The sequence below is a fragment of the Sphaerisporangium sp. B11E5 genome, from assembly GCF_039871875.1.
Taxonomy (GTDB): Bacteria; Actinomycetota; Actinomycetes; order Streptosporangiales; family Streptosporangiaceae; genus Sphaerisporangium.
Genome location: NZ_JBDPMD010000003.1, coordinates 251,222 through 265,258, shown reverse-complemented (window position 1 = coordinate 265,258; position 14,037 = coordinate 251,222). Strand labels below are relative to the sequence as shown.

The window sequence follows — 14,037 nt, the reverse complement described above, 5'->3', positions numbered from 1 at the left end:
GCGGTACCAGGGGTCAGTGGACGAAGGGGGTCAGCAACACGCGGTCCAGGTCGTCCTGGACGGCGTCGAGGACCTCGCGGCGGGGGCCCTTCAGGTAGAAGTGGTCGCCGGGGAAGACGCGGAGGGTGAAGCCGCCCGCGGTGGCGCCGCGCCAGGCGGTTATCTCGTCGGCGTCCACCTCGGGGTCGGCGTCGCCGTGGAGAGCGGAGACGGGGCAGGTCAGGCCGGGGGCGTCGAGGGGCGAGTAACGCTCGTTCAGCTCGAAGTCGGCGCGCAGGGTGGGGAGGAAGACCTCAAGGAGGCCGCGCTGGTCCATCACGGCTGAGGGGGTGCCGTTCAGGGTGGCCAGCTCGGCGAGCAGGTCGTCGTCGGTGAGGTCGCTGAAGCGGCGGCGGGTGGCCGGGAGCCGGGGGGCGCGGCGGCCGGAGACGAAGAGGATCAAGGGCTCCCCGGGTGAGCTCGCCGGGTCCCCGCCGTCTCCCGCGCCGCCCGAGGCGCGGGCTTCCGCGTGGCGGGCCTTCAGGGCGCGGGCGACCTCCCAGGCGACGGCGGCGCCCATGCTGTGGCCGAACAACGCGTAGGGGCGGCCGGTGTGGGGGGCCAGGGCGTCGGTGAGGGCGGGGACGAGGTCGGCCATGCGGTTGTACGGGGTCTCGCGCAGGCGGCTCTCGCGGCCGGGGAGGACGACGGGGCACACGGCCACCGACGGGGACAGGTGGTCCTCCCACCGGCGGAACAGGGCGGCGCCGCCGCCCGCGTGGGCGAAGCAGAAAAGACGTACCTCGGCGTCCTCGCGGAGGGCTCCTCCGGCGATCCATGCCTTCGACATGCCCTGAAGCTAGCGAGGCGCGGTCACGGGTGACTGCTCAGTCTTGAGCAGGCATGTCCCGGCCGCGTCATTAGCGTCGGTTGACGGGAGGAGGACCATGGTGTCGAACGAGAGTGTCATTGAGACGGTCATCCGGTTGCTCGATGATGTGCTGCCGGGCGAGGGCGAGCTGACCCCTGGCTCGGTCCTCAGGGACCACGGGCTGGACTCGATCTCCGCTGTACGGGTGTGGTTCGAGATCCAGCGGGTGTTCTCGCTGGACCTCCCGGTGGAGCGGCTCGGTGAGTGCGTCACCGCGGCCGATCTGGCGGAGCGCGTCGCGGACGAGATGGGCACCCCGGCGGGCGACGCCGGGCCGGCCGGGCCGGCGGTCACGCCGCGCCCCGGCGACCGTTTCGCGCCGTTCCCGCTCACCCCGATCCAGCAGGCCTACGTGCTCGGCCAGGACGAGGACCTGACCGAGGACCCGGTCGGCTGCCACGTGTACCGCGAGTTCGAGGTGCCGGACCTCGACACCGCCCGCCTCGAGACGGCCTGGCGCCGCGTCGTGGACCACCACGACGCCCTGCGCCTCGTCATCGGCGAGGACGGCACCCAGCGTGTGCTCGAACAGGCCCCCGAGTGGTCCATGCCGGTCCACGACGGCCCCCCGGAGCAGGTCAGGGACCGCCTCACCCGCCACGTGTACGAGCCCGGCGTCTGGCCCCCGTTCTCGGTCGAGGTCACCCGCCCCGGCACCGTGCACCTCGGTGTCGACGCGAGCGTCACCGACGGCCGCGGCCTGGACATCCTCCTGCGCGACTGGTGGCGCTGCTACCGCGACCCGGCCCGCGAACTCACCCCCGCCGCCGTCTCCGCCCGCGACTGCGTCATCGCCCTGGACGAGTACGGCCAGGGCCCGGGTGCCCGCAGGGACCTCGACTACTGGAAGGACCGCCTGCGGGACATGCCGCCCGGCCCGCGCGCCGCGTCCGGCGAACCGGACGGCGTGGAGCGCATCGCGATGACCGGGGAGCTCACACCGGACGAGTGGCGTTCCCTGCGCCGCGTCGCCACCGGCCTGGACGTCTCCCCGACGTCCCTGGTGCTCACGCTGTTCGCCGAGGCGCTCGCCGGCGACGGCGATTTCTCCCTCGCCCTCACCACCACGGCCCGCGCCTGGCTGCCCCGCGAGGTGGACGAGATCGCCGGTCCGTTCACCTCCACCGCGGTGTTCGTCGCCGAGGACACCCGCGGGGAGCCGCTCGACGAGGCGATCCGCGACGTCCACCACCGCCTGTGGAGCGACCTCGGCCACGCCTCGGTGTCCGGCGTGACCGTCATGCGCGAGCTGCGCGCGAACGGCCCCCTGCCCGTGGTGTTCACCAGCCTGCTCGACGCCCCCCAGGACGACGCCGTCCCGCCCGTGACCTACGCCCTCAGCCGCACCTCGGGCGTCGCCCTCGACCACCAGATGTGGGAGCACGACGGGGCCCTGCGTTTCCGCTGGGACGTCACCCCGGGCCGCTTCACCCCCGGCGCCCTCGACGTCGCGTACGCCGCGTTCCTCAACTCCCTGCGTGCCCTCGCCGCCGACGGCGACGCCGTGGAACGCCCGCTGAACGAGCTGCAGAAGGCCTACTACGTCCCCCGGGCCAACGGCTCCTGCGACTACGACGGCTGCCAGGTCTACCACAGCTTCCACGTCCGCGACCTGGACGTGGACCGCCTGTCGGCCGCCTGGACGCGCCTCGTCGCCGCCCACGACGCCCTGCGCTCCGAGGTCACCCACGACGGCCGCCTGCGCACCCGCCCGCGCGCCCCGCGTACCTGGACCGTGCCCGTGGTGGACGCCGTCCGCCCCGACGACATGGCCGCGTCCGCCTTCCCCCTCGGCCGCTGGCCGCAGTGGGACCTGCGGGTGAGCCGCGACGGCATGGCGCACGTCGCCATCGACCTGTCCGTGCTCGACGGCCGGAGCATCCACGTCGTGCTGCGCGACCTGTTCCGCCTCTACGCCGACCCCGAGGCCGCCGTCCGTGAGGCGGCGCCCGCCGGCGAGCACACCCCCGCCGGCGACAAGGACTACTGGGCGCACCGCTTCGACGGCATGCCTCCCGGCCCGCCGCTCGCGTCCCCGCCCACCCCGCGCGTACGGCTGAGCGGCAGCCTGGAGGAGCGCCCCGGTGCCGGGCTGCCCGACGAGGTGATCCTGGCCGCGCTCACCGGCGCCCTGTCCGGCCGGTTCACCGACCCGTTCACGGTCGCCGTCGTCCGCTGGACCGAGGAGTCGGAACGCCACCGCCCCGGCGAGTTCACCGCGCTGAGCTGGGTCACCACCCCCGGCACACCCGAGGCGGCGGCCGCCGCGTACCGCCGCCAGATCGACGCCGACGCCGCCCACGGCACCCTCGAAGGCCTCGCCGCGCTGCGCGGCATCACCATGAAGGAGCGCCGCACCCGTTCCTACGGGTTCCCCGTCGTCTACACCAGCACGCTGAACCTGGACGAGCACCCGCTCCCCGACGGCGTCGAGCTCGGGCCGTGGATGACCTACACCCCCGACGTCGCCCTCGACTGCATCATCGTGCGGGAGGGCGGGCACCTGCGGTACTTCTGGGACGCGGTGGAGGCCGGCTTCCCCGACGGCCGCCTGGAGGAGCTGTTCGCCGCGTTCGAGCGGGCCCTGCGGCAGAGCACCGAGCGGCACGCCGACCGCGACACCATCCTCTACACCTGGAACGACACCGCCCGCGAGGTCCCCGAGCGGCGCCCCGCCCACCTGCTGTTCGAGGAGCAGGCACGCACCCGCCCCGGCGCCGTGGCCCTGCGCACCCGCGGCGGCACCACCACCTACGGCGAGCTCAACCACAAGGCCAACACCATCGCGTGGCGGCTCAAGCGCATGGGAGTGACCCCCGGCACCGTCGTCGGCATCCGCCTGTGCCGGGGCGCCGACATGGTGGCCGCGGTGTTCGGCATCCTCAAGGCCGGCGGCGCGTACCTGCCGGTCGAGCCCACGCTGCCCGCCGAGCGCGCCCGGGTCATGCTGGACGACGCGGGCAGCGGCATCGTGGTGACCTGCTCGGGGACGGAGGGCTGGCCGGTCCCCGGGGACGTGCGCACCGTCGAGCTGGACCTCGACCTGGACGACGCGGACGGCGGCGACCCCGAGCCGGTCAACTCCGTCGACGACCTCGCGTACGTGATCTTCACATCGGGCAGCACCGGCAAGCCCAAAGGTGTCGAGGTGACGCACCGCCCGCTGCTCAACCTGCTGAACTGGTGCAACCGGACCTTCGGCTTCGACTCCGGCGACGTCGGCCTGTGCGTCACGTCCCTCGGCTTCGACCTGTCGGTGTTCGACATCTTCGGCCTGCTCGGGCGCGGCGCCTCGCTGTACATCGCCGACGAGGAGCAGCAGCGCGACCCCGAGCTGCTGCTCGACGTCCTGCTCACCGAGCCGATCACGTTCTGGAACTCCGCGCCGACCACCCTGAACCAGCTCTCGCCGCTGTTCCCCGACCGGCACGACGGCACCGGGAACCTGCGCCTGGTGTTCCTCAGCGGCGACTACACCCCGCTGCCGCTGCCGGACGCCGTGCGCGGCCTGTTCCCCCGGGCGCGCGTCGTCAGCCTCGGCGGGGCCACCGAGGCCACCGTGTGGTCCAACTACTTCGAGGTCGGGGAGATCGACCCCGACTGGCGGAGCATCCCGTACGGCAGGCCCATCGACAACTCCCGGTACTACATCCTCGACGAGGACCTCGAACCGTGCCCCGTGGGCGTCGAGGGCGACCTCTACATCGCCGGTGACTGCCTCAGCCTCGGGTACCGCAACCAGCCGGAGCTGACCCGGGAACGGTTCGTGCCCGACCCGTTCGTGGACGGGGAGCGCATGTACCGGACCGGGGACCGGGCCGCGTACTTCCCCGACGGCGTGATCACGTTCCTCGGGCGGGCCGACACACAGGTGAAGATCCGCGGCTTCCGGGTGGAGCTCGGCGAGATCGAGCACCGGCTGCGCGGCCACCCGGGTGTGCGGGACGTCGTGGTGCTCGCCAGGGACGACCAGTCGGGCGAGCGGAAGCTCGTCGGCTACGTCATCGCCGAGACCACCCCGCCGCCGTCCGTCGCCGAGCTGCGCCGGCACGCGGCCGAGACGCTGCCCGCGTACATGGTGCCCAACTACATCGCTTTCGTGACGACCTTCCCCGCCACCTCGAACGGCAAGCTCGACCGCGACGCCCTGCCCTGGCCGCTGACCGGCGACCCCACCCCCTCCGAGCCGGAAGCCGGCCCCGAGCCCGCCGCCACGTCCGGGCCCGCCGGGCCGGAGCCCTCACCTGAACTGGTCGCGGAGATATCGGCGCTGTTCGCCGACCTGCTGGCGGTCCCTGAGATCGACCCCGGCGCGGACCTGTGGGACCAGGGCGCGACGTCGTTCACCATGGTCCAGGTCTCCAAGGCCCTGCGGAAGAAGCACGGCCGCCGGGTGCCGGTCTCGTCCCTGCTCGACGAGCCCACCGTCAACGCCATCGCGGCCGTCGTGGCCGGCGCCCTCCCCGGCGACCGGCCCGCCCAGCCGGCCGCCGCCCGGCCGGCGGCGGCCCCTCAGCCGGAGCACTCCGAAAGGCCGGCCCAGGAGCTGCGCGAGCCGGCCCCCGCCTCGGCCGGTGACAAGGCCGGTGACAAGGCCGGTGACAAGGCCGGTGACGAGGCGGGAGGCCAGGCCGAGGACCAGGCCGCACGCCCCGCGCCGCAGGACGGCCCCGGTGAGGTCGAGTTCTTCTCGCCCGACGACCGGGCACGCTTCAAGGAGGCCGCCTGGAACCTGCGCCCCCTGGAGCCGACCGCCAGCGTCATCCGCCTGGACCGGCCGGAGGTGGCGGACGAGCACTACGCCTGGCGGGCCAGCACCCGCGAGTTCGCGGCGGGCGGCATCCCGTACCGCTCGTTCTGCAAGCTCCTCGGGCTGCTCCGCGAGGCCACCGTCGGCGGGCGCGAGCGGCACCTGTACCCGTCCGCGGGCGACACCTACGCCGTGCAGGTCTACGTGCAGGTGAAGCGCGGCGCGGTGGACGGGATCGCCGAGGGCGTCTACTACTACAACCCCCGCGAGCACGTGCTCCAGCTCCTCGACGACCGCCCGGACCCCGGAAGGTCCCTGCACTTCGTCTACAACCGCCCGCTGTACGACCAGGCCGGCTTCAGCCTGTACCTCGTCGGCCAGACCAAGGGCATCGAGCCCCTGTACGCCGAGCAGAGCCTGCGCTACCTCACCCTTGAGGCCGGGTACATGGGCCAGCTCCTGATGTCCGGCCAGGCGGCGTGCGGCATCGGCCTGTGCCCCGTCGGCGACGTCGCCTTCACGCCCCTGCGGGAGCGGCTGGCGCTGGACGACGGCCACCGGTTCCTCCAGGCCTTCCTCGGCGGCCCCGCGCGGTTCGCCATGCGCGCCCCCGGGACCGGCGAGACGCCGATGTTCACGGGGCGGGCCGCCCCGGCGGCCGACCGCCCCCGCGAGGGTGTCGCGATCATCGGGCTGGCCGGGCGCTACCCCGGCGCCGAGGACCTGGACGGCTTCTGGCGCAACCTCACCGAGGGGGTCTCCGCGATCGGCGCGGGCCCGCGCGGCGGCGGCGTGCCCGGCGGCTACCTGGACCACATCGACCGGTTCGACAGCCTGCTGTTCCACATCGCGCCGCGCGAGGCCGAGACGCTCGACCCGCAACTGCGGCTGCTGCTGCACAGCGTGTGGGAGTGCCTGGAGGACGCCGGCCACACCGCCGCGTCCCTGCGCCGCGCCGCGCCCCGGGTGGGGGTCTTCGTCGGCGCGATGTGGCACGACTACCAGCACGCCGGGGCCGCCGCCTGGCGCGAGGGCGGCGACGCCGTCGTCTCCGCCACCTCCTCGGAGACCGCCAACCGCATCTCCCACTTCTTCGGCTTCACCGGCCCGAGCATCGCGGTGGACACCTCGTGCTCGTCGTCCCTCACCGCCCTGCACCTGGCCGCGGAGAGCCTGCGGCGCGGCGAGTGCGACGCGGCCGTGGTCGGCGGGGTCAACCTCGTCGCCGACGACTACCACACAGGTGTGCTCGCCGGGCTCGGCCTGCTCGCCGAGAACCCCGCGGGCCGTGCCTTCGACGCGGAGAACCCCGGCTGGACGGTCGGCGAGGGCGCGGGGGCCGTGCTGCTGCGCCGGGCCTCCGACGCCGTGCGTGACCGTGACGTCGTCCACGGGGTCGTCGAGGCCACCTGGACGGCGCACGCGGGCCACGCGGGCCGTTTCACCGCGCCGAGCGCCGGCGCCATGGCCGCGTCCATGCGGGAGACCCTGGACCGGGCCGGCGTGGACCCCGCGGACGTCTGTTACGTCGAATGCGCCGCCGCCGGGGCCGGGCTCGCCGACGCGGCCGAGGTCGAGGCCCTCACCGAGGTCTTCGGCGAGCGCGAGGAACCCGTCGCGGCCGGCACCGTCAAGCCGAACATCGGCCACCTGGAGGCGGCGTCCGGCATGTCGCAGCTCACCAAGGTCCTGCTGCAGATCCGGCATGGACGGATCGCGCCGACCCTGGTGTCCGGCGGCCCGAACCCGCTGGTCGAGCTCGACGGCACGGCGGTGGAGATCGCCGACCGGCTCGGCACCTGGGAGCACGAGCCGCGCATCGCCCTGGTCAACGCGTTCGGGGCGACCGGCACGCACGCGCACGCGGTGCTGCGCTCACCCGCGCGGCACGAGAAGTACGTCCCTGCTCGCGCCGGTGGCGAACCGCACGCCGTGCTGCTGTCGGCGGCCGGCGCGGACCAGCTCGCCGCCTCGGCCCGCCGCCTGCTCGGCCACCTCGGCCAGGAGACGGTCCCCGAGCTCGCCGACATCGCGTTCACCACCCAGACGGGCCGCGCCGCCCTGGCCCACCGGCTCGCGATCACCTGCACCGACGTGGACGGCCTGCGTGCTGCCCTGCGCGCCTTCCTCGCCGGGGAGCACCACGACGCGGTGACCACCGGCGTCGCCGACAGCCCCCGGACCGCCTCCGGCGAGCCGCCGGCCACCGAGGTGGAGGCCGCGGCGGCGTGGACGTCCGGGCAGGAAGTGGCCTGGGAGCCGTACTGGCCGGTGCCCGGCGCCCGGGTGCCGCTGCCGACGTACCCGTTCGCCGCGGAGCCCTACTGGATCGAGAGCCCCCGCGGCCGGGTGCCCGCGCGTGGCGAGGTGCCCGCGCGCCGCGAGGTGCCCACGCGTGGCGACGAGCCCGTGCCGTCGCGCGCCGAGGTCCAGGAAGCGCCGGCGCCGCAGGAGCGTCCCGGCGCCGGGAACGAGCACGGCCTGCGGGAGTACCTCAAGAGCGTCTACGCGGACGTGTCCGGCATCCCGGCCGGCCGGCTGAGCGAGCACGTGCCGCTGGAGCAGTACGGCCTGACGTCCCTCATGGTGACGCAGCTCAACACCCGCCTGCACGCGGACCTAGGGGAACGTTCCCGCACGCTCTTCTACGAGCACACCGACCTCGCGGGTGTCGCCGCGGCCCTGGCCCGCGCCGGCCGCCGCGCCCCCGGCGCGCCGGCCGCGCCGTCCCGGCGTGACGTCGCCGCGGACACCGGTCGGGCGCCGTCCCGGCAGGCGGTCACCGCCGCGGCACGCCCCGTGCCGGCCGGGGACACCGCGCGGAACGGCACCGAGGACCGGTTCCGGGACGGCACCGGACACCTGTCCCAGACAGGCGCCGACCACCCGTCGCAGGGCAGCACCGGACACGCGTCCCAGGGCGGCACCGGACACGCGTCGCAGGGCGGCGCCGGACACCTGTCCCAGGACGGCGCCGACGACCCGTCTCACGACGGCGCCGGCCGCCCGTCCCAGGGCAGCATCGGTCACCCGGCCCAGGACGGCGCCGAGGACCCGTTCCGGGAGGGGATCGCGATCATCGGCATCGCGGGCCGCTACCCGGACGCGCCCGACCTGGACGCGCTCTGGGAGAACCTGGCCGCCGGCCGTGACTCGACCCGGCGCGTTCCCGAGGAGCGGGTCCGCGAGGGCTGGCCCGCCGGCATCATGCGCGGCGGCTTCCTCGACGGCGTGGACGAGTTCGACCCGTACCTGTTCGGCATCACCCCCCGCGACGCCGCCCTCATGGACCCGCAGGAGCGCATCTTCCTCGAAGTCGTCTGGGAGGCCCTGGAGGACGCCGGGTACCCCCGGACGCGGCTGCGTGAGCGGCACGGCTCGCACGTGGCGGTCTACGCCGGGGTGATGCACAACGAGTACCCGTACTTCGGTGTGGAGAACACCCTGCGCGGCGCCGCGCAGGACACCGGCGCCACCCCCGCCGGGATCGCCAACCGGGTCTCGTACCACCTGGACCTCACCGGCCCCAGCATGTCGATCGACACGATGTGCTCCTCGTCCCTCACCGCCCTGCACCTCGCCGTGCGGTCCCTGCGCCAGGGCGAGTGCGAGGCGGCCATCGTGGGCGGCGTCAACCTGTCCCTGCACCCGAACAAGTTCATCCAGCAGGACCGCATGAAGATGTCCGCCGGAGACGGTGTCTGCCGCAGCTTCGGCGCCGGCGGCGACGGTTTCGTCCCCGCCGAGATGGCCGGCGCCGTCCTGCTCAAGCCCCTGTCCAGGGCCCGCGCCGACGGTGACCGCATCCACGCCGTCATCAGAGGCACCGCCGTGCTCCACACCGGCCGCACCAACGGCTGGGCCGTCCCGAGCGCCGCCATGGAGGGCGAGGTCGTCCGCAGAGCCCTCGCCGACGCCGGCGTGCCCCCGTCCGGCATCGGCTACGTGGAATGCCACGCCCCCGGCACCGACCTCGGCGACCCCATCGAGGCGGCCGCCCTGATGCGCGCCTTCGGCGACGCCGGCCTGAAGCCCGGCAGCATCCCCATCGGCTCCATCAAGTCCAACTTCGGCCACGGCGAACCCGCCGCCGCCATAGCCGGCCTCACCAAGATCGTCCTCCAGCTCCGCCACGGCAAGCTGGCCCCCAGCCTGCACGCCGAGACCCTCAACCCCAACATCGACTGGGACGAGATCCCCTTCCGCCTCCAACGCCACCTGACCCCCTGGACCGAGCCCTCCGACGGCACCCCCCGCCGCGCCGCCCTGAGCTCCTTCGGCGCCGGCGGCACCATCGCCCACGCCGTCATCGAAGAACACATCCCCACCCCCCGCCCGGCCCCCACCCCCGACGGCCACCCCCAACTGATCGTCCTCTCCGCCCGCGACGAGAACCGCCTCCAGGCCGTCTGCACCCGCTTGGCCGACCACCTGCGCCGCGACCACCCCCCGTCCGACCCCGCCGCCTTGCTGCAGGAACTCCGCCGCATAGCCTCCGGCCAGGCCTCCACCGGCCTCTCCGCCGGCGAACTGGCCACCCACCTCCTGCGCACGCACGACGACCAGTCCCCGTCCCTGCGCGACATCGCCTACACCCTCCAGGTAGGCCGCGAGCCCCTGCGCGAACGCCTGGCCCTCATCGTCTCCACCCACGACGAACTCATCGACCATCTGACCCGCTTCACCCAAGGCGCCCCCACCCCCGCCATACAAGGCCGCGCCACCACAGGAAACGACGGCCAAGAGCCCTCCTCCTGGCAGACCACCCCACCCGACCTCCCCACCCTGGCCCACCACTGGACCACCGGCGGCCACGTGAACTGGGAAACCCGCCGCCCCCCCGAGGCCCAGATCGTCCCCTTGCCCACCTACCCCTTCACCCGCATGCACTGCTGGCTCCCCACCCCCACCACACCGACCGCGGAACCGCACGACACGGAGCACGCCGCTCCGTCCGCCGGGGAGAGCGTCGCGCCGGCCGTTGGCGCGCGGAGCGCGGAGCGTGCCGCTCCGTCCACCGGGAACGGCGTCGCGTCGGACGTGGGTCCGCGCAGCGCGGAGCGCGTCGCTCCGCCCGTCGGGGAGGCATCCGCTCTTCGGCGCCGGGACGGCGGGACGTGGTACGGCGAATCCGGCGCCGTCGTGCGGCGGGGGACCGGTCTGGACGGCGGGCGGGAGGACGTGGAGATCCCGCTGTATGTGAAGAGCTGGGTCGAGGCCGGAGAGTTCAGCGGGTACGGGATCGACGCTCCCGGCAGTGTCCTCTGCCTGTTCACCGAGGAGTCCCGGGGACTGGCGGACGAATTGGCCGGTGCCCTGGGCCGCGACAGGGTCGTCCTGGTGGACGACCCTGGACCGGGGGTCGAGCTGCCCGCCGACCTCGTGGGCTGGATCGACCTGTGTGACCTTGGACGATCGACCCCCACCGAGGAGCTCGACCGGCTGGAACTGCTGCGGCGAGCCCTCGGAGGACGAGCCGACCTGCGAGTGCTCCACGTGACCCGAGGCGTGCTCGACCTGGACGGTCCCCGGCCCAGCCTCGCGGGTGCCCGGATGGCGTCCTTCGTCCGCATGATCTCGACCGAGTTCGCGGGTGTGGCCGCGACCGTCCTGGACATCGACGAGCCGGACACCAGGGCCATCCTCGCCGAAGCCGCCACCCGAGCCCCGTACACCGAGATCTGCCACCGGAACGGTCAGCGCCACCGCCCCGCACTGCGCCCCCTGACCGCCCCCCACGCCGTCCCGGCCCTGGACCCCGGCGCCGTCTACGTCGTGACCGGCGGCACCCGAGGCCTCGGAGCACGAGTGGCACAGCACCTGGTGACGAGAGGCGCGAGGAAGCTGGCCCTGCTGGGCGAGCGCCCCCTCCAGTCCCCCGACCAGGAAGAAGCCATCGCCGCACTGGAGCAGGCCGGAACACAGGTGATGGTCCACACCGGCCCGCTCACCGACAGAACCGCCATCGACCACTTCCTGGCATCAGTGCGCGGCGAACTGGGCGCCGTAGCCGGTGTGGTCCACTGCGCCGGCCGGGGCAGCCGCGGCCGCCCCTCCCTGGCCCACAAGGACAAACACGACATAGAAACGGTCCTGGCCCCCAAGACCACCGGCCTGGAGATCCTCGCCCAAGCCTGCGCCACGGACCGGCTCACGTTCTTCGTGACGTTCTCCTCCATCAGCGCCGCCGTCCCCCGCCTGGCCGCCGGCGTCTCCGACTACGCCGCCGCGAACACCTTCATGGACCTCTACACCGGCTACCGGAACCGTTCCGGCCACCAGGAGTTCCGCTCCGTCGACTGGCCCCAGTGGCACGAGTCCGGCGGCGCCAAGGGTGCCCCCAACCCCTGCGCCCCCTACGGCATAGCGACCCTCGGCGACGAGGACGGCCTCCGCGTGCTGGACCGTGTGCTGGCACTGCCGGACGGCGCCACGATCGTCCCCTGCCCCCCGCAGACCGAGCCCCTCGACGACCCCGACACACTGCTCACGGTCACCGCGACCAAGGCCCCCGCGAAGCCCCGGCGCCGAACCCAGGACGAGGACTGGCTCACCGACCTCTTCTCCAGAACCCTGGGCATCCCCCCGGACGCCCTCGACCCCACGATGGAGTTCGGCGACATGGGCGTCGAGTCCGTGATGCTCGCCGAACTGGTCCAGCGCATCGAGGAAAGGACCGGCCGCAGCCTGGACCCGTCCACCCTGCTGGACCACCCGACCCTCGACCGGCTGCGTGACCACCTCGGCCTCCACGAGCCCACTGCGGTGGAGACCGAGGACAAGCCCGCCCCGGCCCCCGAGGCGCGACCCCAGGCAGGCATGGACACCACAGGCAAGGTCGCGATCATCGGCATGGCCTGCCGCCTCCCCGACGCCCCCGACATCGCCACCTTCCTCGGCAACCTCCTGGCGGCCCGCAGCGCCGTGCGTGAGGTCCCGCGGTCCCGCTGGGACCACCGGACGCTGTACGCCCCAGAGCCCCAGGTGGGACGCAGCATCAGCAAGTGGGGTGCCTTCGTCGACGGCATCGAGGACTTCGATCCCGGCTACTTCGGGATGAGCGACGACGAGGCCCGCGGCCTGGACCCCGCGATCCGACTCGTCCTGGAGTGCTGCGCCACAGCGATCAGCGACGCCGGCTACGACCACGCGGAGCTGCGCGGACGCCACCTCGGTGTCTTCATGGGCGCCCGCATGTCGGACTACGGCCGCCGCGCCGGCGTCCGCCCGGGCGGTCTGGCCGCGGACCAGAACTTCATCGCCGCCAGAGTGGCCCACCACTTCGACCTGCGCGGCCCCAACCTCGTCGTGGACAGCGCCTGCTCCTCCGCGCTCGTCAGCGTCAAGCTGGCCTGCAACAGCCTGCTGGCGGGGGAGGCCGAGCTCGCGTTCGCCGGCGGCGTCGAGGTGCTGCTGGACGAGAACGACTACCTGCAGCTCAGCGCGGCGAAGGCCCTGTCGCCGACGGGACGGTGCCACACGTTCGACGCGAGCGCCGACGGGTTCGTCCCGGGCGAGGGCTGCGGTGTCGTGCTGCTCAAGCCGCTCGCGGCGGCGCTCGCCGACGGGGACCGCGTCCACGCGGTCATCGAGGCCGTCGCGGTGAACAACGACGGGCACACCATGGGGATCACCACCCCGAACCCGAAGGCCCAGGCCGAGGTCGTCCGGCGGGCGCTGGCGGACGCGGGCCGGACCGCCAGGGACATCGGGCTGATCGAGGCGCACGGCACCGGCACGCTGATCGGCGACCCGATCGAGCTGCGCGCCCTGACCGAGGTGTTCCGCGAGACCACCTCGGAGACCGGCGTCTGCGCCATCGGCAGCGTCAAGACGAACATCGGCCACACCCTGACCGCCGCCGGCGTCCCCGGCCTGCTCAAGGCGGCGCTCGCCGTGGAGACGGGCCGGATCCCCGCGACGCTCGCGTGCGAGAACCCGAACCCGCGGTTCGACTTCGCCTCCTCCCCGTTCTACCCCGCCACCGAGACCCGGGACTGGCCCGCGACGGGACGCCGGCGCGTCGCGGGCGTGAGCTCGTTCGGCCTGGGCGGCACCAACGCCCACCTGATCGTGAGCGAGCTCCCGCCGGGCGCACGCGACGGCGCGCCACCTCCACGCGAGCCGAAGCCCGCCCCGGTCTTCACCCGCAGGCGACTGTGGCTCGACAAGTCCGAGAGGACGGAGCGGCCCGGACGGACGGAGCAGCCCGAGCGGACGGAGCGGCCCGAGCGGACGGAGCGGCCCGGCACGTCCGTGCCCGCCGCGCGGACGGCGCCCGAGGGGACCCGTGAGGCGGGCCCGCCGCACCGGCCGCTCTCGATCCTCGACCTCGAACTCACGACGAACGGCGACCGAGCGAGAAGGGGTGCCTGAA

At 73.9% G+C, this 14,037-nt stretch carries 2 protein-coding genes; one reads left to right on the top strand and one right to left on the bottom strand.

What is annotated here, in order from left to right; genetic code table 11:
• Nucleotides 1–13 precede the first annotated feature (13 nt).
• The gene (locus ABGB17_RS05020) at nucleotides 14–829 is read right to left on the bottom strand and encodes an alpha/beta fold hydrolase (protein ID WP_347626583.1); all 816 of its coding nucleotides are present in this window, start codon (nucleotides 827–829) and stop codon (nucleotides 14–16) included.
• A 97-nt stretch (nucleotides 830–926) separates the two neighbouring features.
• Between ABGB17_RS05020 and ABGB17_RS05015 the strand changes: the two genes are divergently transcribed.
• Complete coding sequence (locus ABGB17_RS05015) at nucleotides 927–14,036, top strand: amino acid adenylation domain-containing protein (RefSeq protein ID WP_347626581.1); 13,110 nt, start codon at nucleotides 927–929, stop codon at nucleotides 14,034–14,036.
• Nucleotide 14,037: the final 1 nt, after the last annotated feature.

Excerpts from the sequence above, each read along its gene's own strand:
- ABGB17_RS05020 (WP_347626583.1), bottom strand. The coding sequence starts at position 829 with ATGTCGAAGGCATGGATCGCCGGAGGAGCCCTCCGCGAGGACGCCGAG.
- ABGB17_RS05015 (WP_347626581.1), top strand. The coding sequence starts at position 927 with ATGGTGTCGAACGAGAGTGTCATTGAGACGGTCATCCGGTTGCTCGAT.